The organism is Bythopirellula sp., assembly GCF_041737835.1.
Taxonomy (GTDB): Bacteria; Planctomycetota; Planctomycetia; order Pirellulales; family Lacipirellulaceae; genus Bythopirellula.
The window spans coordinates 267,411-288,961 of the sequence record NZ_JBGSQY010000031.1 but is presented as its reverse complement, the minus strand read 5'-3'; the positions used below and the strand labels follow the sequence as shown (position 1 = coordinate 288,961).

The window sequence follows — 21,551 nt, the reverse complement described above, 5'->3', positions numbered from 1 at the left end:
CGCAGGAGGGAGCAGAGAAAGCAGAGGAAATTCAAGAACACTCTTTACCCCTAATCTTCGCTTAATTCAAAAACTAGTGTTTGTTAGCGTCGATGAGCGTTCTGGTTTTCATCTTCTCTGCTACCTCCGCGCTCTCCTGTAAAATCCGCGCCCCCTCCGCCCAATCCGCGTTTCTCCGCGTTCTATGACTTGTTTTCTAGGTGAGAAATGAACTTGCTGGCCGCTCAGCGAGGTCGTATTCTTCTTTCCCAAACCGCCCCAGGATGGGACGGCTATTTAGCTCTGGAGAAACGATATGGCACCCACGGATGCACAACCCACCTCGGTCCCCATGCTTGACGTCAATCGTCAGAACGGTCCGATCAGCGCCGAGATCAACGCGGCCATTCAAGGCGTATGTGCCAGCGGGGCGTTCGTAAACGGCCCGGCGGTGAAAGAGTTTGAAGAGTCAATGGCACGTTATTGCGGGACGCGTTTCGCGATCGGTTGTGCCTCGGGGAGCGATGCCTTGCTGCTTGCGCTGATGGCACTCGGAATCGGCAAGGGCGATGAAGTGATCATCCCCAGTTTTACGTTCTTTGCGACGGCCAGCAGCGTGACACGATTGGGCGCGACTCCCGTGTTTGCCGACATCGTGCCAGAAACATTCAACATCGACCCGGCGGATATCGCGCGCAAGTTGTCGCCGCGGACCAAAGCGATCATGCCGGTCCATTTGTTCGGACAGTGTGCCGACATGGGATCGATCAACGCGATTGCCCGCGATGCGGGGCACATTCCCGTCATCGAAGATGCCTGTCAAGCGATTGGTGCTGAGTTCGAGCATCGCCGTGCGGGGGCCTTGGGACAATTCGGCTGTTTCTCGTTCTATCCAACCAAGAACCTCGGCGGTATGGGGGACGGCGGTCTCATTACGACCGACAACGCTGAGCTTGCCGACAAGCTGCGAATCTTGCGCGATCATGGCCAGTATCCGCGTTACTATCATCACGAAGTGGGGATCAACAGTCGGCTTGACTCGATTCAGGCGGCCGTGCTCAGCGTAAAAATGTCGCAACTCGCAGCCTGTGCGACCGGTCGGGCCAAGAACGCGCAAACCTATGCCAAGGAATTCGCACGGACGGGGCTCGATGCGCGGATCGCGATTCCGACCGTCAAGCCAGGTTGCGTGAGCGTGTGGAATCAATTCACCGTGCGGGTGCGGGACGGCGAACGCGACAACCTGCAAAAGCATTTGAACGAGCGGAAGATCGGCTCGGCGGTGTACTATCCCGTGCCGCTGCATCTGCAAAAGTGTTTTGCCTTCTTAGGACATCAACCCGGCAGCTTGCCCGTCACCGAACGGGCGTGCGACGAAGTGTTGAGCCTGCCGATCTACGAATGCCTCACCGCCGAGGAGCAGTCCTATGTGATCGGTTCGATCGCCGAGTACTTCGGCTTGGCGGCAGGTCGTCGCGCGGCGTAGAAATTTTGAACCGCTGATGGACGCTAATCGGCGCTAATAACAATTGTAATTAGCGATCATTAGCGTTAATAAGCGGTTTAATCTTCCGCTTTCACGCGGCGGAAGTCGGCGGCGCGGCCACTGGGGCGCAATGCGCAGAGGGAACCGAGAACGATGCAGAGTAAGACAATTCCCCAAGCCATAACAAAACCTTTTCAAACCGCTGATGGACGCTATTTTGAAACGCAGAGATCGCCAAGTCGCAGAGGGGCACCAAGAGAAATCACGAATCTAACGAATAAGAAATAATTCGTGTGATTCGGTTGATTCGTGGTTACTCCACTTCAGTTCTCTCTATTCCCTGCCGTATATATTTATTCTAATCGGCATGGGCAGCAGAGCCAACCAACGTGCTTTCGGCGGATTTTGTGGGGCCGAGGATCGTATCGAGCGGAAAAGCTGCCTGACGGAACGTGGCTGTGGGCATGCTGACGGTTTGCCACTTGGCCGACAGGGGGCGGGAAAATTGGATGTAGTCCACCGTGCGGACCGCCAGGAAGGCATAGAGCCGCATCCGGAAGGCAAACAGCCGCGAAGCCTCGATGGGTGAGCGGTTCCCCACCACTTCGTAGGCAAAGACCAACAGGGCCAAGCTGCCGGCACCGAGCTTGTCTTGCCAGTGGGCCATGCTCACCAGATCGTCCCAGGTGGACCAGTTTCGCCAATACTGCTTTTGTTTCGTGCCCGAGGGAAACTGGCGTCCTTTGATGTCGATGAGCAGCGACACGCTGTCGGAGGGCGAGACGATGTAGTCCAGATTCTTGAGCGAACCGCCGGCAATCAGACTGCGACGTTGTTCGTCGACCGCAACATAGGCCACCCGCTGTTGCCGCAGATAGGCTTCGAAGGCGAGCTCGTAATGGTTGTGGCGTTTGGCCATTCGAGTTAAGGATTAAACGCAGAGAACGCCGAGGCGCGGAGAATCGCAGAGACTAACTGGTCATTCTGAGAGAGTCCCGACGACCGAAGAATCTAGCCGAGAAGCTTCGCTCGTTTAGCAAACCGTAAACAGCTTGAACACCGATTCCTCCAGTCGCGGAACTCCTGTCGGAATGACATGATATTCTCTGCGAATCTCTGCGTCTTTGCGACCTCTGCGATAAAAATTCTTCGAGTGGAATTCCTCTTGCAACAGATAACATACAGAAACTTCTGTTGTTAGCTCCCCAGAATTTGCTGGATTTGTGTCACCACTGCGGCGGCATCGTTGGCGAGCGAGGCACTTGTGCTGCCGCCTGACGCGAGATCTTTCACTTGGCACTCGTTGGCGGCGAATTCGTTTTCGCCGGCCACTAAGGCAATGCGAAAACCCCGGCGGTCGGCGTATTGCAATTGCTTACCAAGTTTCTTGGGCTCGGGATAGAACTCGACGCCGATCCCAGCGGCGCGGATTTGCGCGGCGAGCTTTAAGTAATCGTTCCGCCGTGAAGCGTCGAAGAACGGCAAGAACACGGGGGCGGGGGTGGCGATCTTCTCGATGCGTCCCAGTTCTTCCATCGCCGCGAGCAAGCGGTCGAGACCCAGTGAGGCCCCCACGCCGGGGAGATGCTCTTTGGTGTACAGCTCGGCCAGATTGTCGTAACGCCCCCCGCTACAGACGCTACCGATCTCGGGGAGCTCGTCCAAGAAGGTTTCGAGCACCGTGCCGGTGTAGTAGTCGAGGCCGCGGGCGATTGAGACATCGATCATAAAGCGTTCACTCGGAATGCCGACGGCAGCGAGAGCGCTCGTCATTTCAGAAAGTTCAGCAAGGCCCCGCTCACCGGTTTCGCTACCTTTGAGCAAGGATGTGAGTTTACTGAGAATCTGCTCGTTCGTACCGGTGAGCTCGGCGAGTTGCAAAATCTGATCGATCTGGTCGGTCGTCGCCCCGGCGGCAGAGGTAAGTTCCGCGGCGACGGCGTTGGGGCCGGCCTTGGCCAATTTATCGAGCGCCCGCAGGACGTGCGTCGATTGTTCCTTGAGGCCCAGTTTCTCCAGTAGGCCGTTGAGGACCTTGCGGTTGTTGGCGTGGATGGTGAACCCAGTAAAACCAATTGCCGAGAACAGATCGTGCACGACGAGCACCATCTCGATGTCGGCGGAGTTGGACAGAGTGCCGATGGTGTCGAAGTCGCACTGCATGAACTCGCGATACCGGCCGCGCTGAGTGTTCTCGCCCCGCCAGACGTTGGCGATGTGATACCGCTTAAACGGCGTGCCGAGTTCTTGAATGTGCTGGGCCACAAACCGCGCGAGAGGCACGGTGAGATCGAACCGCATGCCGACGTCCCGGCCACCGTGATCTTGAAAGCGATAAAGCTGTTTGTCGGTTTCGTCACTCCCCTTGCCGGTGAGGATTTCGAGATGCTCGAGCGCGGGAGTATCGATGGGTGCGAAGCCGTAGGAACGATACACCCGCCGCGCAACGTCGATGATCCACTCGCGCGGAATCATGGTCGCGGGCAAATAATCGCGAAAACCTTTGAGTGTACGGGGCTGGATCATTGAGAACTCTGACCACTAAGACACGAAGGCCACAAAGTAGAAAATATTAAATGCAAAGATTACAAGGAATGACTACAAGCGTATAGCATGTACAACTGCGCATTTTGCATTGAACACTATTTTTCTTTGTGCTCTTTGTGTCCTTTGTGGTTCAAAAATTACAAGACAGGTAAGAGCTCGGGTTTGCGGCTGCGGATGCTTTGGCCTTTAGGCTGCACCACCGCTTCGGTGTATTCCCACACTTGCTCGGCGGTTTCCAGATAAAAGTCGTAAGTCCAGTCGCTGTCGTATTCGCAATTGTCGGTCGTGTACTCGCGGCAGATTTGCGGCCGGGTTTCGTAGATGCCGCACATGTTGTTGGGCTGCAGGTGCTTGCAGACCGTGTGGACCAGCAGATACCAGTCGCCGTCGTCCTTGAAGATGCTGGCCCGTTCGTGGAGCAGGTACCAGCGGATGTATTCGAAATCCTTGAACTCCTCGGGCGTGTCGATCGGCAGCGCGAAATAACGGCAGCACTTCGCCGAGCAATATTCACACAGAACTTTGCCTTCAGGGAGTTCGTCGCGATTGATGGTGGTCAGACCGAAGCCGGCGGACATAGGGGAATCCTTGGGGAATTACGGAAATTTCAGATCATTACCTTAGCATTTGCGAGGGGAATTGAGAAGCAGCTGGGGAGTTATAGAACGCAGAAGAACGCGAATTGGGCGGATTCACACGGATTGGATTAACAGGAGTCAGCAGAGGAAGAAGAGGAGGGATTTAGGAACACTGATAACCGCTGATGCACACTAATGAAGAAATAATTTATTAGCGAAGATCAGTGGTTATTAGCTCCAGTTCTTCTCTGCTCTCTCCGCTACCTCCTGTAAAAATCCGCGAAGATCAGCCCCATCCGCGTTCATCCGCGTTCTATTTCTTCGGCCCGGCCTTGCGGAGCATCCTTAGGACGCTTTCCTCGTTGGTGAGCGCGAGGACTTCGTCGTGGGTGAACCAGCCGAGGGCGTGCGATTCCTCGCTGAGGACCGTTTCTTGATCGGGCTCGGCGATGAGGAGAAAGCGCACGTCGTGATGCTCGTGGGTATCGTCGAGGAGCGAGCCATCGGGTTTACGTCGCTCGGGGATGAGATGCACGTCGAGATCGAGCGGCACAAGTTGGCCAGCAAACTTGGGCAGCGTTAGCCGTGTGAGTCCGGTTTCTTCGCGCGCTTCACGGAGCGCGACTTCCGCGATTTCTGTCTCGCCGTCCGCGTGTCCCCCCGGTTGGAGCCACCGATTGAGCTTCGCATGATGGACGAGTAAGCAGCGAGTCTGGTCGTGCGACAAGACCCATGCCGAGCCGGTGATATGCCCCGGGCGGCAAGTTCGCTCGAAACAGTTGGAGTGAGTTATGACGAGCAAACGAATTCGGTCGGTGACCTCGCTTTCATCGGGACAACGAGTGGCGTAGCGATCCAGAAGTTTGAGCAGGGATTGGCGGTGCATGGCAGATTGATTTTAACGCAGAGTACGCGAAGGTGCAGAGGTTCGCAGAGAGAAACTTTGCGTGTCTCTGCACCTTTGCGATCTCTGCGTTTCAATTACTTAATGATGACCCATTGAGGATTGCCGATGTATTTTTGTTTGATGATGCACTGCATTTGTTCTTGTGGCCAAGTGTTGAGTGGCTGCTTGGCGTTCCAAGCTACGGTTAAAGCGTTGACGATTTGTTCGCGACTCAAGGGTAGGTTGGCGACGAACTCACGATGCGCTCGTGCCGCGCGATACTGCGGTTCGCGGGTTTGTTGGGCTAAGACCGTGGCGACGAGGTCGAGATCGAAGTCGTAAAGCAGCGTGCCGTGGTAGAGGAAATGGGTGCGCTTCGCACGAAGGGCGTTGCCGGAGAATTTTTGTAAGCCTGCGGTGGTGCGAAAGGCGAGGTCGCTGGTGCCGGCAAGTGTGATGCCTGGGACGAGTGGTGCGAGCCCCGCCGCGATTCGATTGAGCACAAAGTGATGGGCGTGGGTAATCGATTTTGTTGCGGGGTGTTCGTCGTAACTGAGCACCACGGCGTACATCAGGCAGCCGGGCCCCGTGAGGATCGTGCCACCGCCACTGGCTCGGCGTAACACGGGAATTTTCTTCGCGCGGCAGGCTGCGAGATTGACTTCCACGGCCGGGTCCGACGACCGGCCGAGCACCACGAAATGTTCGTCGGGTTCCCACAGTCGCAAGGTCCCGCCAGCGATTTCACCGGCTTCGGAGGCAGCGAGCAGGGCCTCGTCGAGGGCGAGATTTTCGGCGGGCAGCGGTAGAGTATGGTTAAGAAAAAACATAGGAAAACAATTAAGGGAACCGCTGAGGTACGCTAATAAACGCGATAGTCTCATGAGCGGACATTAGCGTCGATGAGCGGTTCCGTCTCGAATCTAGATAGTTAATCGCTTTTTGAAGTTGGAGGACATGGTGAGGCTCTCGTCGGTTTTGGGTCGTTGTGTTAACCTAAAAGATTACCTTTCGGCTCATTTTCCCATGGTAGAGCATGTCTTCCAACCCCGACCCATTGCCTCCCAATCCTAACGCTCCGCGTCCCTTGGCGGCGGATGAATTGTTGCCCCCGGTTGAGCCCCCCAGCGCGGGGTTCATCTTGCAATTGTTTGTGATCCCGGCCGTGATCGTGCTGGTCGTGGTGTTGTTGGGCTGGTTGGTGACGTCGCTGGCCACGACGGGGGAACGTGACCCCCAAGAGATCGTAGCCGCGCTCCGCAGTTCGAGCCAGAACCGCTGGCAAGAGGCGTTTGAGCTAGCTAATGCGTTGCGAACGGAGAAACGTAATCCCGAGCTGAAATCGAACACTCAACTAGCCGACGAGTTGGCCAAGCTTTTGCAGGAAGAGCATGAGGCGGCGCGGACCGACGACGACTCGGTGAAGTTGCGGACGTTTTTGTGTTCGGCGCTGGGGGCATTTCACGTCGACAATGGTCTGCCCGTGCTATTGACCGTGGCCCACGACGACGTCGACGAGGCCGTGCGCGGGGATGCGATCAATGCGATTGCGGTGCTGGCCGAGACGTTTCGCACGGCGGAACCTCCCCAGGCGATTGGAAGCGACGAACTTGTGGAGACGTTTGTCGATCTGGCCAACGACAAGAGCGATACGATTCGCTCGCGGACCGCGTTTGCGCTGGGGGTGATGACACAATCCCCTGATGCCGATCCGCGACTCAATGAAGAGCTTGAAAAGCTGGCCGAGGATTTGTATCCCGACGCGCGGTACAACGCGGCGACGGGCTTGGCGCGGCGAGGGAGTTTGCTAGCCGTCGCGCCGTTGGAGGAGATGCTCGATTTGGAATCGCTAGCGACGAGCATCAAAGGGGAATCGCGTCCTGAACTGCAAACGCGCAAACGCAATACGATTCTCAAGAATGCGCTCGATGCCGTGGTGGTGATCAAAGAAAAGAATCCGAACGCGGATTTCAGTGCGTTGCGGACAGCTCTCGAGAACTTCATTGCCACGGCTCCCACCTGGGAAAAGCAAGGTGCGGTTCCGTTGCCACTTATCGATCGTGCGAAGGAAGTGCGAGAGAAGTTTTAGACCGTGTCGTTGAGAATCCATAGAACACGGATGAACAGGAGATCACGAAGGTAGCAGAGAAGGCAGAAACGAGAACGCTAATTACCACTAATAAACACTAATTTTTGTTTATTCGTTAGCGAAGATTAGTGGTTATTAGTGTTCTCTGTATGTTAATTTTTCTCTGCTCTCTCTGTTGACTCCTGTAAAAAAATCCCCTTTCATCCGCCACTTCCGGGCCGGTTTCTTGAGCGGAATTCTCCTTCGATAGCAAGTTTTTGCTTGCAACGTGTTAAACCCTGCCGGTTGTAGTGGCTGCATAGGCGGCCGTTTATTCTTTTTTTGCTAGCAAGGCCTTGAAGACTTGCTTGAACCGATGGCACGCGCGCACAGTAAAGACAGTTGTATGCCGAGGGCAAAAGCAGATGTTGTTTTTTTGCAACGTCAAGTTGCTAGCGAGTCAATGAAGCATAAATTTTTTTGCCTCGGCGCACTTTGTCCGCAACACTGTTGTAGAGGGTCCTTTTTGTCCGCCTGATGACTGGCTGTGTGAGTGGGTCGTCGGCGGATGTGTCTCTTGTCCAAATTGTTTGGGGTGTGTGTCATGAACCGCTGTACTTGGTTCGCCGTGGCTGTGGCCGTTGTTTCGCTCGCTGGTAGTTCATCGCAAAGTTTCGCGCAATGCGACACGTGCTGTGCACCTTCCTTCCGTTTGCAGTGCCAGACGGTTTACGAGGAACAACAAGTGACGGCCTTCCGCATGGAAACGGAAACCGTGTTCCGTGAAGAGCAAGTCACGCGGATGGTTCCCGTCTGGGAGACACAAGCCCGCGAACGGCGTTTTACCGTGACGCGTCCCGTGCAAGAAACCAGCATGCGGGAAGAGCGTTTCGTGGTGAACCGCCCCGTGTTTGAAACTCAAATGCGCGATGCGAGCTACAATCGCGTTCGCAACGTGGTAGAAACCAGCCAACGTGAAGAGCGTTTCACCGTACAACGGCAAGTTTGGGAAACGGCCGAACGCGAGGAGCGTTTCACCGTGATGCGTCCCGTGAACGAAACCGTGGAGCAAGAACGCCGCTACACGGTGATGCAGCCCGTGACGACGTTTCAAACTCAGATGGCCGATCAAGGTTGTTTTGTCGATCAAGTGTCGGTCGTGCCCGGCCAACTCCAGCGCCGCGGTTTGACGTGGATGCCGGCCACCCAAGTTTTGAATCCCGTGACGGGTCAGATTCAAGTGCAGCGTCCTGGTCTCGTTTGGGCCAATGTCCAGTCGCCACCACAGCAAGTGGTGCAGCGAGTTTGGAAGCCGAATCTCGTGCCGGTGCAAGTTCCCGTGACGACGATGTGCCCCCAGGAAGTTGTGCAGAAAGTGCCCGTGACGGTTTGTCGGCAGGTGGCCGAAGAAGTTTGCCGCAAGGTGCCGGTGCGCGTTTGTCGGATGGTACAAGAAGAGCAAGTTCGGATGGTGCCCGTCACGACGTGCCGTCAGGTTGTTGAGCGAGTCGAGCAGCAAGTTCCCGTGCAGGTTTGCCGGATGGTGCAAGAAGAACGTGTTCGTCAAATTCCCGTGACCACTTGCCGGTTTGTGCAAGAGGAACGTGTCGAGCAGTTCAATGTCCGCGTCTGCAAAATGGTCGAAGAAAGGCAAACCGTGCAAGTGCCACAAACGATCTGCAAGAAAGTGCCGGTCACTTACACGCTGCGTGTACCGCGGACGGTGATGCTCAAAGTGCCGTGTGGTTGCGATGGCACGGTGATTGAGTCGGCGCCAGCATTAACCCCCGAGCCCGCTGCTGCGACGACTGACGCGACGGCCAAGGTCGAAGAGCAGGAAGAATTGCAGTTGGCCTCGGCGCTCTAAGAGAGAGTACGCGGATGACGCTGGTTTGGCGGATATTCGCGGATTGTTTTTACAGGAGAGAGCGGGGGAAGCAGAGGTAGTGTTCCAAACTTTGTCCTCTGCTCACTCTGCTATCTCCTGTTAATTTCTCTTCATTCTCTTGAATTCAGCGTACATTGACAGCGCTCACTCAGGGCCAGAAACTGCAGCTTTCAGGCAGCCCCGTTTTCTGATTGTATGAGCGTTTCTTGATGTCCTTTTCCAGTCCCAATGCCGAGCCGTCTGCCGAGATTATGCGGCTGTACACGCCGGCGATGTTGGCGGAATTGTTGCATGTGCCGACGGCGGCGATTCGGCGTTGGCAGCGTTGTGGCTTCTTGCACGCATCGCAAACCGTGGGACGGCTCCCCTACTTTGATTTCACGGAAGTGGGGATCGCACGCCATCTGGCGGCATTGCTCCAGGCTGGGTGTTCGCTTCGCGTGATCGATCGCAAGCTCGTGGAATTTGCTCGAAAAGTACCGGAGTTGGAACGTCCTTTGGCCGATCCAGCCGTGGTGGTCGTCGGCAAACAGTTGTTCCTGAGGCGTGGCGAAGAGTTGGCCGAACCCGGGGGGCAGTTGCTCATTGATTTTGAAACGGCGAACGACGAAGTCGCGGCAATTGGGCTTCACTCGGTGGTTTCACCGGACAAAGAAAACTCTCCCGCGAGCGATCTACAGCAATCGGCGCAGGCCTGGGAAGATCAAGGCGATTTAGCTCAAGCGGCGGAAGCGTATCGGATGATGCTCGCGTTTGAAGGCCCTTCCGCGGAAGTGAACTTTGCGCTCGGCGACTTGCTTTATCGGATGGGCGAACTTCCCGCGGCGCGTGAAAGGTTCTACATGGCCGTAGAGCTTGATGAGGGATATGTTGAAGCCCGTGCGAATTTGGGTTGCGTGCTGGCCGAGCAAGGCGAAATTGAACTAGCCGTGGCGGCTTTCCAGGGGGCACTCACCTTTCATCCCGACTATGCCGACGTGCATTATCATCTGGCGACCGCTCTTGATCGCCTAGACCGCCGTGGCGAGGCCGAACCGCATTGGCGGCGATTCTTGGAATTGGCCCCCGAAAGCCCTTGGGCGGAGACGGCCGAGGGGAGGTTACAAAAATAAATGTCTATAGATTCTGGGCGAATCATGGCTCATCCTGCTTGATGAAGTTTTATGGTGTTTGCACTTCCGCGCCCAGGACTTATCTTAGTAGGCTTAGATAAGAGACTTTTCCAGGCGGGATCGATGCCTCGTGCCCGCCGGCTATTTATTGGATTTGTGCCGCTTGGCATTTAAGATCAAATGCCCGAGATTCTTTTCCATTACGAGCGAGTTAACCCCACAAGTTGGGCTTATCTTTCGTCGCTGCTGATGTTGGCTCTGTTTTTCAAGTTCAACCGCGTGTTGAGCGTACGGAACGTCGATTTATTCCTGCTAATTCTGCTCGCACCGGGGTTACTCTTGGTGCAGTGGTCGTGGGAAAACAAGACGGCGGAGAACGCGCTGGCCATCGAGCACTTGGGGTTCTTGTGGTTGCTTGCCACAGAACTAATCCTCCTATTGCGACTATTGGTCGACAACGCCATGGTCCGGCGGCCGCTGTTGGATCCCAATCTCAACGCGGCGGGCTTGATGTTCATGGGCAGCTCGCTGCTGTTCTTCTTGATGGCCAACGTCGTGACGGGCGATCCCAAGGCGGAAAATTTGCGTCCCGGCCGTACGACCGAGGAAGTTCGCGACGACCAGGTGATGGATGAAGAGCAAGGAAGCTTTGCGGCCGATGGGCCCGGCTTTTTTCTGCTTTATCGGCTCCCGCGGATTTCAACGCAGACCGTTATTAAAGCTACGCCCCGCAGCGAGCCACCTACGCCGTTGACCGACGTGCGGGAAGAGCGGCGCATTCAAGAGGCCACGGTCCGCGTGGTTGCCATTTTTTCTCATATTATGATCGTCGTTGGCATGTTGATTGTCGGTCATCGGCACTTCGACAATATCACGATGGGAATTGCCGCGGCGGCAAGCTATCTGTTGTTGCCTTACACGGCCCTGTGGACAGGCGATCCCGTTCATGCCGTCCCCGCGATGTTGTTGGTTTGGTCGATAGTCTGCTATCGTCGACCGTTGCTCGCCGGGATGATGATTGGACTTGCTTCGGGAACGGTGTATTACCCCGCGTTCTTGATTCCGCTGTGGTGCAGTTTTTATTGGACGCGCGGGCTAAAGCGGTTCGTGGCGGGTGTGCTGTTGATGATTGTCGTGCTGGTGTTAACACTGGCGTTCACGGCGACCGATACCCAGCGATTTGTCGAGAACACGATACGGATGTTCGGCCTCCGTTTGCCGACGCGAGCGAACCTTCTAGGGATTTGGCAATTTTGGAACCCCGTGTTTCGATATCCGATCATCGCGGCATTCGTGGCTCTGTCGTTTGGATTTACGATTTGGCCATTTCAAAAAAATCTGGCGACACTCATTTGCTGCACCGGAGCGATCATGGCGGCGACGCAGTTCTGGAACGCCAGCAACGGCGGTGTTTTTGTCGCGTGGTTTTTGCCGTTGTTGCTGCTGACAATCTTTCGACCCAACTTGGAAGACCGCGTAGCGGAAACGATGGTCGTCGATGATTGGCCGTTCGTGCGGAAGTAACCTTCACCCTAGATCATGAAACAGTATCGTTGAAGCGCATCGGTGCAGAATTCTCACGATGTAGCACGAAATCAGAGCTAGGAAATCCGACGAAATCAAAAGTTCATTTGCAACTCCTGGCTAGGAGTTAATGTTCCGCATGGATGATTAGATAGACTTGCTTGAGTTCGACGTTCATTTCAAAAAAGAAGACAGTGTGCAGCAAGCTCAAAAGCTCGCCGCAGCACTGTCTTCTGCCCTAAAAAGTTCCGTTACGTTTGCGAATTAACGCTGGCGACGTGCAACCAGTCCGATGCAACCAGCGAGCCCCAACAACAGCGCGGAAGTTGGCTCGGGCACAAGCGTGCGGACATTGTCGATGTAGACCGTCACGGGAACGCCAGCAGTCTTGCTGATGTAAAACTGGAATGCCGAGGCGACATCCAAATCACTGGTGTCGTCGCCAAAAATTTCGTTGAATGACTCTCCCGAAAAGAATTCGGAATCGAGATCGATCACAAGATCTGTGTGTGTACCAACACCTAGTCCAACGATTGATACGGTATCGGTAAACTGTTTTTGAATACCGAAGGCTCCGTTATCGATGTCATGACCGAAAATGGTGACGCCGATGTCGGCAAAGGTGAGAGCGAGTGGCAGTTCGACAATCGTCATATCGAACACGATGGACTTAACTCCAGGAGGGTTGTTAAGAGCCGCAGGAATGACCGTTTCGGTGCGAGCTCCAACGAATCCGCCGCCACCGGCGAGATATTTCATGGAAGTGCTGCCATCAGTCGCCCCGATGGTGTCAGCACTCACGGCTGCACCCAAACCAAAAAAGCCATCTAATCCGCTCTCGAACGAATACAGGTCTGCCGCTTTAGCAGCGCTACCAACACACACCATGGCAGCGAGAGCCGCCGTGGCCAATAAACAATTTCTCAGTTTTCTCATCATTAGAACTCCTCATTCACAGAAGCAAAGGAAACGGAACAGTATTATTTGACGATGCCGCCGACAGAAACCATTTAAAAGGCTCAAGCTTTATGCAGTCCTTGGTCGACCACAAAGCAATCCACAAGCAGCCATCATAATGAGCATAATTGATGTTGGCTCGGGGACGGTCGTAAATCCAGTTAATGGGCCGGGGTAACTCGTTTGCCAGAGTGCCAAGTCTTCGGCACTAAAGGGAATAGGCGAATTGCCACGTTGCCAAGCCAGAAAATCGCGTCCGTCGACGTCACCGTCGCCATCGAAATCACCCGGTATTCCATCCGTGGAAGAGAAGCGAACATTATCGATGTAGCCGACCCAAGGGGCGGTCGTCGATTTATTGATGGTGATCTGAAAGCCGGTGGGGATGATGTCGATCGGCCCACTGCCTTGGGTGCCAAAGATGTCGTTAAAAGACCGCGCTTCAAAATTCTCAAAGTCTAAGGGATGAAATGCCTCGTTAAATTCCATCCTAATTGGGTATGTTCCCGGCGCAAAATCGCCAACACCCACCCGGTTCGTCAAATCACCCTGAAACGACACCTCAGCTTCCTCGCCTGCCTGCCCAACACCAAAAAAGACGACGAAAATGTCCACAAAACTTTCGAGAGGAAATTGTGTTGGGATAGTCAAGTCGAAAGTCATCGAGAAGACGCCTGGTGGGTCGCCGATGATGTTCGGGTCAAGATTCCCTGCTAAAGCGCCTGCATAGAAGGCGTTTTGCTGTAGTTCAACTTTCAAGGACTTCGTGCCGTCTGTTGCCCCAATCGTGTCTTGGGTCAGCGGCGAGATAAAAGTTCCATTTGCGGCGAAGTTCGCCATATCTTGCGAACCGTCCTCAAATGAATAGGCCAGCGTGCCTTGGGCATAAAGATTTGTTGATGAGGACAACACTAGGAAGGCAAGTGCGACCGCTGCGAGTCGCCAAGCCGCGATTAAAGAAGTGTATTTAGTGAGGTTTTTCATTAGGCATTGTTCCTTTTATAGGCCTTTCAAAACTCGGGCAATCTAGGCAGTTTATGCCGACGTAGTTATTAGTCAGACCGCCTGCGTACTTTCCCATGGTTGATTTATTGCGAGTCATTGGAAAGAAATAACGAGAGTGTGCTGCGCAATGTTATTGAGACCATTTATAACACACCATAAAGTAATTGCAACAAATTGGGGACAAATAGTTGGCATGGTTGGTGTGAAACAGTTCCTAATCGCGACGGAATTAAAGATCAGAATGCTGATTTCGTGGTTTTACCAAAAGCTTGACAACAATAGTAAGCGCCGTTTAAGATATGGTCGTTCGATGCTTAGGCCAGAAGCCAGTGGCTCAAACCCAAGTTGTTTACGAACTTAATTGCTTTTTCAGCACAGGATTTAGGTGTTAATGGGCATTCCTAGGAAGATAGCCTTGCTGTTACGAGATGCTGATACGGCTCGCTTGGCGGCATGCATCATGATCATTGCAATTATTCTGGGCACGGTTGGTTGTGGCCCCAAATCCGATCTGCTGGAAGTTAGCGGTGCAGTTTCTTTGAACGGAGCGCCTCTTAAGAGCGGCTCGATTCGCTTTACCTTGACGGCTAGCGAAAAGGTTGTGTCGAAAGAGGCATCGATCAAAGACGGGCAATATTCGATCTCTCAAGAAAAGGGTCTGCCGCCAGGAGCCTACCATATCGTGATTAGTGCGATCGATGAGAATTCGCCGATGGTGACCATTAAGGATGCGGCTGGCAATCCTGTAACCACTGCGCATCCGGAACTGATACCTCCCGAGTACAACACCAATAGTGAGAAGACTGTCGATGTCACGCTCGACGGTGAAAATCACTTTGTCTTTGATATTGTTAGTAAATAGTATTGCGATTGCGTTTTCATGGAATTGAGGAACGATTAGTCATGAGAAAGAAGAATCCGGGCTTTACTTTAGTTGAGCTTCTGGTGGTGATCGCGATCATCGGAGTTCTTGTCGCACTTTTGTTGCCTGCTATTCAAGCGGCGCGCGAAGCGGCACGACGCTCGCAATGTGTTAACAACCTGAAGCAGCTTGGCATCGCGATGCAAAACTATCACGATACAAACCGAGAGCTTCCCAGGGGCTTCATGAGCTGCTGCTGGGGAACCTGGCAAATGGCTATTCTGCCGTACATAGAGCAGGCACAGCTCGGGGATCGTTATCAATTCATTCCGAAATCGAATATTGGAATTCCTGACGAGTACCGATATGACTCTAATAGCACCGCGGTAACACCCGCAGTGACCAATTTGGATGTCGTCAGGACTCGTATCGCCACCTTCTCGTGTCCTAGCGATGAGCAACAAACGCTTGAGAATGGAGTCACTCTACACAATTATGTCGTGAATTACGGCACGACGCATCACATCGGACGTGACTATGCCACTGGTATGTCCCCGACTAATCCAGCTTTTGTTAAATATCTGCCTGGGCCATTTACAGGTTGGGACATTCTCCCTCCCGAATCCGAAGGGGGTTCGCAAAAGAAATTCCAATCTACTTTCAGGCAAATTTCCGACGGCCTGAGCAATACCATGTTAGCCTCGGAGACAGTCCAGGGGCGGGATGGAGACTACCGTGGCTTGACCTGGTGGGGGTTTAGTTCTGGGTTCGAGACATTTTCTGGGCCCAATGATGGTACTGACTACATCCAACAACTGCCTTACTGTAAAGACCAACTGAAAGAGGGTGGGAACCCTTTAAATCCTCCTTGTAATCAAAAGGGGGGACCTAACTTTGAGCGCGCTTCTGCCCGCAGTCGTCATCCTGGTGGAGTCAATGTTGTGATGGTCGACGGCTCCGTGAGCTTTAAGACAGACGATATCGATCTTCTCACGTGGCGAGCGGCCAGTTCGATGGAGAATGGGGATATCTTGCAAAATTTCTAAGTCATTTGATGACTAGGCGGCATGGGTCCATCGGATGGACCTCATAACAAAAAAAGCGCAACGAAGCCATGAGCAACCCTTCTCCCATTCAATCGAAGCTCCTGAGCAAGATCAACGAGCGTTTGGTCTTGAAGCTGATTCAAGACCGGGGGCCATCGACTCGCGCGGAGATGTCCAAATCGATTGGCATCACATTCCCCACGGTGGCTAAAGCTGTTGCCACTTTATTGGAATCGAAACTTCTGGAAGAAGTCGAGGAATCGACCACGGGCCCAGGACGCCCTGCCAAACTTCTTCGCTTAGCCAACGAGAATGCCCAAGTGATCGGCGTGGCCCTTGCCGTGTCGGAATGCACCGTGGCTTCGGCGGGACTCAATGGCATTGTTCACAGCGGAAGTTGCGTGACGTTTCCCACGCCCAAGACTTACGATTCCCTGCTGGTTCACATCACTCGCCACGTCAAAAAGTTGATGCCGCCCGATGGGAAGTCGACTCTGATCATTGGCATCAGCATGCCGACTGTGATCGATTATGAAGCTCAGCGTTCAGTCTTCTCGGCTAATATGCCGATCCTTACGAATGAATCGCTCGGCAAAGACTTGGAAGCGATGTTAGGCATCGAATGCTTAATTTTGAAGGATACCCATGCGCTGGCACTTTCAGAGCAAGCACACAGCGCAAGCGAAGAGGTCACCAACTTTGCGATTCTTGATCTTTGCCGCGGGGTCGGCCTCGGCTTAATGGCCGAGGGGCAATTCCTCACTGGCAACAGCGGCTTCGCGGGGGAACTTGGCCACACGGCCATCGTGCCTGGCGGCGACGTGTGCCACTGCGGCAAGAAAGGCTGCCTGGAAACGGTCGCCAGCGAATGGGCGCTCGAAGCGCGGATTTCGTTAGTTATGCGACGACCCGTGAAGATCAATGAAATTCTTGAAATGGCACAAGAGGGCAACCAACAAGTCTTGCTGGAACTCGAAGCCATGTGCGGCTATCTGGCGATCGGCGTAGCTCACGTAGTGAACCTGATGAATCCCGGCACATTTTATATCCACGGTCGTGTCTTCCAGGCTTGCCCGCAGTTGTTCGACCTTGTTGTAGAAAAGACCGAACAATACGCGATGGATTTCTCGTTTAATGCGTGCAATTTTGTGCGTGCCACGGGCGGCGTTCTGGAAGGAACGATCGCCAGCGTGATCGACTATCTGACCGACTCACGCGTGCCCGACTTGGAAGGCTATGTCCGCTTTGCCGGGATTACCATGAACAGATCGCTGGCCACGCACTAGACTATCCAGAGAAGAGCCAAGCAATTCCGTGACGATCCCAGACAGAATTTATTGGTTGGTTCAGCTTCTTTCGTATCGGGAAAAAGCCCATCGCTCGCCAATCATCGGTGTCCCGCGGCCTACAGCAACCAGCGGCCATTCTTATTACAATAGCAGTGCGTTGAAGACCGGCTGCTTGCGCACTGAAGCCGACGGGGTTGTCCGAACACGCTTTGGTGTGCGCGCGGAATCTGAATGGCCGAAAGATCGGAACTGGCGTCACCCGATGAGCTTGTTGATTCTTGTCTGTGTGTTTTTCATCTGCTTGGGCGTGATTGCCGCTCCCCCCGCGCGCTCGAATGAAGGCCACCGACTCAACATCAGCTGGAACTTACTGCCGCGAGCAAAAACTGGCGGCCATTATCCAAGCGAGCTCGTGATCGAAAATGCTGGCGATCAATCTTTGGGCAATCATGGCTGGCAGCTTTACTTTAACTTCTGCCGTAAGATTCTACCGCAAGAACCGAACGAGAGTTTTTCCATAACTCACGTCAACGGCGATTTATTTCGTCTTGAGCCGCGCGATAATTTCACGGCATTCCGGCAGGGCACGAAGCGAACTTTTCAGTTTCAAACGGAATCGGCCCTGATCAAACAGACCGACGCCCCCAACGGTTTTTTTGTCGTCTTGAACGACGCCGTCCGTCACAACAAAGTGGTGGAAGCACTGGGTGATCCGGTCGTTGGCCCCATCAATAGCAAGACCCAAACATTACGGGCACCGGATGACGAAGTTGCCGCCCCAACGGCGGGTTCTCGTTACGAAGAGAATCTAGAATTGATGCCGGTTGAAGTCGCCGACTGGCAGATCGTACCCACACCCGTGGCAATCAACGCAACTTCCGGCAAATTCGAGATTAATAATAAGACGACAATCGTTGCTGACAAAGAATTTCAACAAGAAGCGTCGTACTTGGCCGATGCGTTGCAAACAGTATTGAAGTCCAAGATCGCGATCCACGCTGAGCCTACTAACAGTACTTCGATCAGGTTGGCGATCAAAGATTTGGAGATTAACGGCCAAAGCAAGAAGGCAGGGGACAATGCTTATCAGCTTGTGATCGGACCAGAGCAGGGGATCGAAATCACAGGCACCGACCGTGCCGGCATCTTCTACGGCATTCAAAGCCTACGGGCCTTGTTGCCGGTTAGTTCTTATCGTCAATCCAATGAGACAATTAAAGTCCCATCTGTAACGATTGAAGATTATCCAGCGTTAGCATACCGTGGGCTACATCTCGACGTCGCACGAAATTTTCAGAGTCCTGAGGCGGTCAAGAAATTGCTTGAGCTTATGGCCTTCTACAAGCTCAATAAATTTCACTTTCACCTGACAGACGATGAAGGCTGGCGATTAGAGATTAAGGGCTTACCCGAGCTCACGGAAATCGGCGGCAAACGTGGTTTCAAGGGAGATGACGACGCTGCCTTGCTTCCTTCCTTTGGGTCTGGATCCGAGCCGGATGCCAAGTCTTCCCATGGAACGGGCCATTATTCTCGCGAAGAGTTCTTGGATATCCTGCGGTTCGCCTACGCTCGACATATTGAAGTCATCCCCGAATTTGACCTGCCGGGGCATTCGCGAGCGGCGATTTACTCCATGAAGGCTCGTCAACAGCGCTTGCTCGCGGAAGGCAAAGCTGTCGAAGCCAACGAATTCGTACTTCACGATCCCGACGACACATCGCAATATGAGTCGGTGCAGATGTGGAACGATAACGTCGTGAATGTTTGCCAGGAATCGACTTATAAATTTGTCGAGCACGTGCTGAATGATATTCGCAGCATGTACGACGAAGCCGGCGTTGATTTGAAAACGGTTCACCTAGGCGGCGACGAAGTTCCTACGGGCGTGTGGAAAGATTCCAAGCAATGCCAGGATCTCTACTCACAAACCGACCGCGAGGCGGTAACGTTGACTAAGGATGCCATGGCTCAGTTTTTCCAGCGGATCTCCGATTCGCTCTCGGCGGATGACATCGTCATGGGTGCGTGGGAAGAAGTTTTTTTGAACGACATGCGGAAGTCGCAAGTCGTGCAGGATGCGTCACGCAATCGGTTTGTCGGCCCCGAATATCAATGTTACGTCTGGAACAATGTTTGGGGGTGGGGGCAGGAAGACGTGGCCTATCGTCTCGCTAACGCGGGCGTGAACGTCGTGCTGTGCAATGCGACGCATCTTTACTTTGATTTGGCTTACAACAAGGATCCTCGCGAACCGGGCTATTATTGGGCCGGTTTTACCGATACGAAGACGGTCTATTCCTTTGCACCCATGAACTATCTGGCCAAAATGCGCCGAGATATTTTTGGCCACGATATTGCTTTGGAAAACATTCAACGCCGCGAGAAACTCACCGAGGAAGGCCGAAAGCACATCCTCGGCATACAGGGGCAGCTTTGGGCCGAGAATCTTAAAGGGCAACAACAGCTCGAATACATGGCGTTGCCTAAATTGATTGCCTTGGCCGAGCGTGCTTGGGCTCAAGAACCGGTCTGGATTACCGACGATAATCCAGAGACATGGCCGATGAAATTCCGCGAGGCCTGGAGCAGCTTCGCGGCTCAGCTGGGACAACGGGAACTACCACGCCTCGATTACCTGCTTAGTGGCTTCGAATATCGTATTCCCGAGGCGGGCGCGGTGATTGAAGACGGCATGCTGAAAGCCAACGTTTCGCTTCCGGGGCTCACGATTCATTACACGACGGATGGTTCCGTGCCCAATCAAGCGTCTCCCACATACACGGAACCGGTGCCTGCTCCTTCGCAGGCATCGTTGAAAGTTTTTACGACCAACGGTCGTTCAAGTCGCGCGACAAAGGTCCAAGAACAAATCTATCGTGCGAATTAACAAGTTTTAAGTTCTTCTATGCATCAGACATTGGCCATTATGAGTTCACCCGCCATGAATATCGCTCATCTGTATCTTCGCGTTGGCTTGATTTGTCTGGCGATCTGGCAAGCTCACGGCGCTCATGCCGTCGAACTTGTCGGCTATGTGCCGTACTACCGCATGAACGGTTCCTATGTTAACAACACACTGCCTGGCCAACTCGAGTTGTTGGACGAAGTTCGATATTTCGGCCTGAGTGTCAACTCATCAGGAGCTATTACCTCGCAGAATGGCAATATCAATACCGACAAGGCCCATATCACCACGATCAAGAACTTGATCGCGGCTTTGCCAATCGATCAACGGCCACGACTCAACATTACACTCGGCGGTGCGGGAGTCGATTCTGTTTTCAGTAGCGTAGCGGCCAGTACGACCTTGCAGACAACACTAGCAAATAATATCGCGGCCCTGCTGACAGAAACTGGCGCCACGTCGGTCGACATCGACTGGGAGCATCCCGATGCAGGCGTCGAGCGGACAACCACTTATCCCGCGATGCTCAAGAAGATCAAGGAAACAGTCGGTGCGGAGAATCGTGTTTATGCGACGGTCGATCCCACGGTGATGATCAATAACAATGTGCTGACTGGCGCAAATGCGATCGATGGCATTTCGCTAATGACCTATGACCTCGACTGGTGGGGCAACGATCCAGCCAATCCTAACCAAGGCGAGCATTCACTGCACGAATATATTGTCGATGCCACGAATGCCTGGACTAATCCCGTTAGTGCAAATACGCAGCGTCCCTACGTTTGGACAAACGCCACTTGGGGCAACAATGTGGCTCCCGACAAGTTGGGGATCGGCTTGCCGTTCTATGGGAAGAACATCGTTAACGGTGCGGCCTTTACCTACGCTGATCTCGCAACAATCGGAACTCCGCTGGGCAATGGTTACTATTCGCTCAATGGCCAAACGATTTGGGTTCCCGACCAAGATGACATCGAGGATCGCGTGCAGTTTGCCCATGACGAGGGTTTGCAGCACATAATTATTTGGGAAATCGCACAGGATCTACCAGCGAGTAACCCAAACTCGATGCTACGGATCGCTGCCGACAAGCTTGCTAGTCTTGCACCAGTCCCGGGAGATTTTAACGGCGACGGCAACGTCGACTCTGACGATCTCCTGCAATGGCAGGACGACTACGGCATCAATGACGAAAGCGATGCCGATGGTGATGGGGACAGCGATGGCCGGGACTTTTTGATCTGGCAACGCAATCATAACGCTCCGAGTTCACCATTCATTGAGACCCTAGCAGTCCCAGAGCCTACATCGAGCATCCTTGTCTTTTGTGTGCTGAGTTTTTCTATGTTCGTACGCAAGTTGGCTTGATGTGACTTGGGAATACCAGTCGGTTTCTGTGACTAAGCTTATGCGAGA

The 21,551-nt window shown here is 53.7% G+C and carries 17 protein-coding genes; 10 read left to right on the top strand and 7 right to left on the bottom strand.

Features of this window, described 5'->3' with window-relative positions:
• The first annotated feature begins 295 nt into the window (after positions 1-295).
• A complete protein-coding gene (locus AC6T8Q_RS10535) occupies positions 296-1,465 on the top strand; it encodes a DegT/DnrJ/EryC1/StrS family aminotransferase (protein WP_500679042.1) in 1,170 nt (389 codons plus the stop codon).
• Positions 1,466-1,823: 358 nt separating this feature from the next.
• Here AC6T8Q_RS10535 and AC6T8Q_RS10530 read toward each other — a convergent pair whose 3' ends face one another.
• The 5 genes from AC6T8Q_RS10530 to AC6T8Q_RS10510 all read right to left on the bottom strand — a co-directional run bounded on the left by AC6T8Q_RS10530 (position 1,824) and on the right by AC6T8Q_RS10510 (position 6,306).
• The gene (locus AC6T8Q_RS10530; RefSeq protein ID WP_500679041.1) at positions 1,824-2,384 is read right to left on the bottom strand and encodes an HYExAFE family protein; all 561 of its coding nucleotides are present in this window, start codon (positions 2,382-2,384) and stop codon (positions 1,824-1,826) included.
• A 278-nt stretch (positions 2,385-2,662) separates the two neighbouring features.
• Positions 2,663-3,991, bottom strand: a complete 1,329-nt coding sequence (gene hisS / locus AC6T8Q_RS10525; RefSeq protein WP_500679040.1) for a histidine--tRNA ligase — start codon at positions 3,989-3,991, stop codon at positions 2,663-2,665.
• A 158-nt stretch (positions 3,992-4,149) separates the two neighbouring features.
• Positions 4,150-4,590, bottom strand: coding sequence for a YkgJ family cysteine cluster protein (locus tag AC6T8Q_RS10520; RefSeq protein ID WP_500679039.1), 441 nt, complete (start codon positions 4,588-4,590; stop codon positions 4,150-4,152).
• A gap of 313 nt (positions 4,591-4,903) precedes the next feature.
• A complete protein-coding gene (locus AC6T8Q_RS10515; protein WP_500679038.1) occupies positions 4,904-5,476 on the bottom strand; it encodes an NUDIX hydrolase in 573 nt (190 codons plus the stop codon).
• 95 nt (positions 5,477-5,571) lie between these two features.
• Entirely contained in the window at positions 5,572-6,306 is a 735-nt protein-coding gene (locus AC6T8Q_RS10510; protein WP_500679037.1) for a lipoate--protein ligase family protein, read from the bottom strand.
• A 206-nt stretch (positions 6,307-6,512) separates the two neighbouring features.
• Between AC6T8Q_RS10510 and AC6T8Q_RS10505 the strand changes: the two genes are divergently transcribed.
• From AC6T8Q_RS10505 to AC6T8Q_RS10490, 4 genes are all read left to right on the top strand, one after another.
• Positions 6,513-7,565, top strand: a complete 1,053-nt coding sequence (locus AC6T8Q_RS10505; RefSeq protein ID WP_500679036.1) for a hypothetical protein — start codon at positions 6,513-6,515, stop codon at positions 7,563-7,565.
• A 583-nt stretch (positions 7,566-8,148) separates the two neighbouring features.
• Positions 8,149-9,411: a hypothetical protein gene (locus AC6T8Q_RS10500; protein WP_500679035.1), complete on the top strand. Its 1,263-nt coding sequence runs from the start codon at positions 8,149-8,151 to the stop codon at positions 9,409-9,411.
• Positions 9,412-9,641: 230 nt separating this feature from the next.
• Complete coding sequence (locus AC6T8Q_RS10495; RefSeq protein ID WP_500679034.1) at positions 9,642-10,544, top strand: tetratricopeptide repeat protein; 903 nt, start codon at positions 9,642-9,644, stop codon at positions 10,542-10,544.
• 180 nt (positions 10,545-10,724) lie between these two features.
• Positions 10,725-12,068, top strand: a complete 1,344-nt coding sequence (locus AC6T8Q_RS10490; protein WP_500679033.1) for a hypothetical protein — start codon at positions 10,725-10,727, stop codon at positions 12,066-12,068.
• Positions 12,069-12,332: 264 nt separating this feature from the next.
• Here AC6T8Q_RS10490 and AC6T8Q_RS10485 read toward each other — a convergent pair whose 3' ends face one another.
• On the bottom strand, positions 12,333-13,004 hold the full coding sequence (locus AC6T8Q_RS10485; RefSeq protein ID WP_500679032.1) for a PEP-CTERM sorting domain-containing protein: 672 nt from the start codon (positions 13,002-13,004) through the stop codon (positions 12,333-12,335).
• A gap of 90 nt (positions 13,005-13,094) precedes the next feature.
• A complete protein-coding gene (locus AC6T8Q_RS10480) occupies positions 13,095-14,009 on the bottom strand; it encodes a hypothetical protein (RefSeq protein WP_500679031.1) in 915 nt (304 codons plus the stop codon).
• A gap of 481 nt (positions 14,010-14,490) precedes the next feature.
• On the opposite strand from AC6T8Q_RS10480, the gene AC6T8Q_RS10475 reads away from it, so the two are divergent.
• From AC6T8Q_RS10475 to AC6T8Q_RS10455, 5 genes are all read left to right on the top strand, one after another.
• Entirely contained in the window at positions 14,491-14,892 is a 402-nt protein-coding gene (locus AC6T8Q_RS10475; RefSeq protein ID WP_500679030.1) for a hypothetical protein, read from the top strand.
• 41 nt (positions 14,893-14,933) lie between these two features.
• On the top strand, positions 14,934-15,938 hold the full coding sequence (locus AC6T8Q_RS10470) for a DUF1559 family PulG-like putative transporter (RefSeq protein WP_500679029.1): 1,005 nt from the start codon (positions 14,934-14,936) through the stop codon (positions 15,936-15,938).
• A 68-nt stretch (positions 15,939-16,006) separates the two neighbouring features.
• The gene (locus AC6T8Q_RS10465; RefSeq protein WP_500679028.1) at positions 16,007-17,224 is read left to right on the top strand and encodes an ROK family protein; all 1,218 of its coding nucleotides are present in this window, start codon (positions 16,007-16,009) and stop codon (positions 17,222-17,224) included.
• A 265-nt stretch (positions 17,225-17,489) separates the two neighbouring features.
• Entirely contained in the window at positions 17,490-20,117 is a 2,628-nt protein-coding gene (locus tag AC6T8Q_RS10460; RefSeq protein WP_500679027.1) for a beta-N-acetylhexosaminidase, read from the top strand.
• A gap of 18 nt (positions 20,118-20,135) precedes the next feature.
• On the top strand, positions 20,136-21,503 hold the full coding sequence (locus tag AC6T8Q_RS10455) for a glycoside hydrolase family 18 protein (protein ID WP_500679026.1): 1,368 nt from the start codon (positions 20,136-20,138) through the stop codon (positions 21,501-21,503).
• Positions 21,504-21,551 lie beyond the last annotated feature (48 nt).

What these genes read in the sequence shown, in the direction of transcription:
- AC6T8Q_RS10500 (WP_500679035.1), top strand. Translation starts at nt 8,149, where the DNA reads ATGAACCGCTGTACTTGGTTCGCCGTGGCTGTGGCCGTTGTTTCGCTC.
- AC6T8Q_RS10455 (WP_500679026.1), top strand. Translation starts at nt 20,136, where the DNA reads ATGCATCAGACATTGGCCATTATGAGTTCACCCGCCATGAATATCGCT.
- hisS (WP_500679040.1), bottom strand. Translation starts at nt 3,991, where the DNA reads ATGATCCAGCCCCGTACACTCAAAGGTTTTCGCGATTATTTGCCCGCG.
- AC6T8Q_RS10470 (WP_500679029.1), top strand. Translation starts at nt 14,934, where the DNA reads ATGAGAAAGAAGAATCCGGGCTTTACTTTAGTTGAGCTTCTGGTGGTG.
- AC6T8Q_RS10530 (WP_500679041.1), bottom strand. Translation starts at nt 2,384, where the DNA reads ATGGCCAAACGCCACAACCATTACGAGCTCGCCTTCGAAGCCTATCTG.
- AC6T8Q_RS10485 (WP_500679032.1), bottom strand. Translation starts at nt 13,004, where the DNA reads ATGAGAAAACTGAGAAATTGTTTATTGGCCACGGCGGCTCTCGCTGCC.
- AC6T8Q_RS10475 (WP_500679030.1), top strand. Translation starts at nt 14,491, where the DNA reads ATGATCATTGCAATTATTCTGGGCACGGTTGGTTGTGGCCCCAAATCC.
- AC6T8Q_RS10480 (WP_500679031.1), bottom strand. Translation starts at nt 14,009, where the DNA reads ATGAAAAACCTCACTAAATACACTTCTTTAATCGCGGCTTGGCGACTC.
- AC6T8Q_RS10465 (WP_500679028.1), top strand. Translation starts at nt 16,007, where the DNA reads ATGAGCAACCCTTCTCCCATTCAATCGAAGCTCCTGAGCAAGATCAAC.
- AC6T8Q_RS10495 (WP_500679034.1), top strand. Translation starts at nt 9,642, where the DNA reads ATGTCCTTTTCCAGTCCCAATGCCGAGCCGTCTGCCGAGATTATGCGG.
- AC6T8Q_RS10490 (WP_500679033.1), top strand. Translation starts at nt 10,725, where the DNA reads ATGCCCGAGATTCTTTTCCATTACGAGCGAGTTAACCCCACAAGTTGG.
- AC6T8Q_RS10505 (WP_500679036.1), top strand. Translation starts at nt 6,513, where the DNA reads ATGTCTTCCAACCCCGACCCATTGCCTCCCAATCCTAACGCTCCGCGT.
- AC6T8Q_RS10460 (WP_500679027.1), top strand. Translation starts at nt 17,490, where the DNA reads ATGAGCTTGTTGATTCTTGTCTGTGTGTTTTTCATCTGCTTGGGCGTG.
- AC6T8Q_RS10535 (WP_500679042.1), top strand. Translation starts at nt 296, where the DNA reads ATGGCACCCACGGATGCACAACCCACCTCGGTCCCCATGCTTGACGTC.
- AC6T8Q_RS10510 (WP_500679037.1), bottom strand. Translation starts at nt 6,306, where the DNA reads ATGTTTTTTCTTAACCATACTCTACCGCTGCCCGCCGAAAATCTCGCC.
- AC6T8Q_RS10515 (WP_500679038.1), bottom strand. Translation starts at nt 5,476, where the DNA reads ATGCACCGCCAATCCCTGCTCAAACTTCTGGATCGCTACGCCACTCGT.
- AC6T8Q_RS10520 (WP_500679039.1), bottom strand. Translation starts at nt 4,590, where the DNA reads ATGTCCGCCGGCTTCGGTCTGACCACCATCAATCGCGACGAACTCCCT.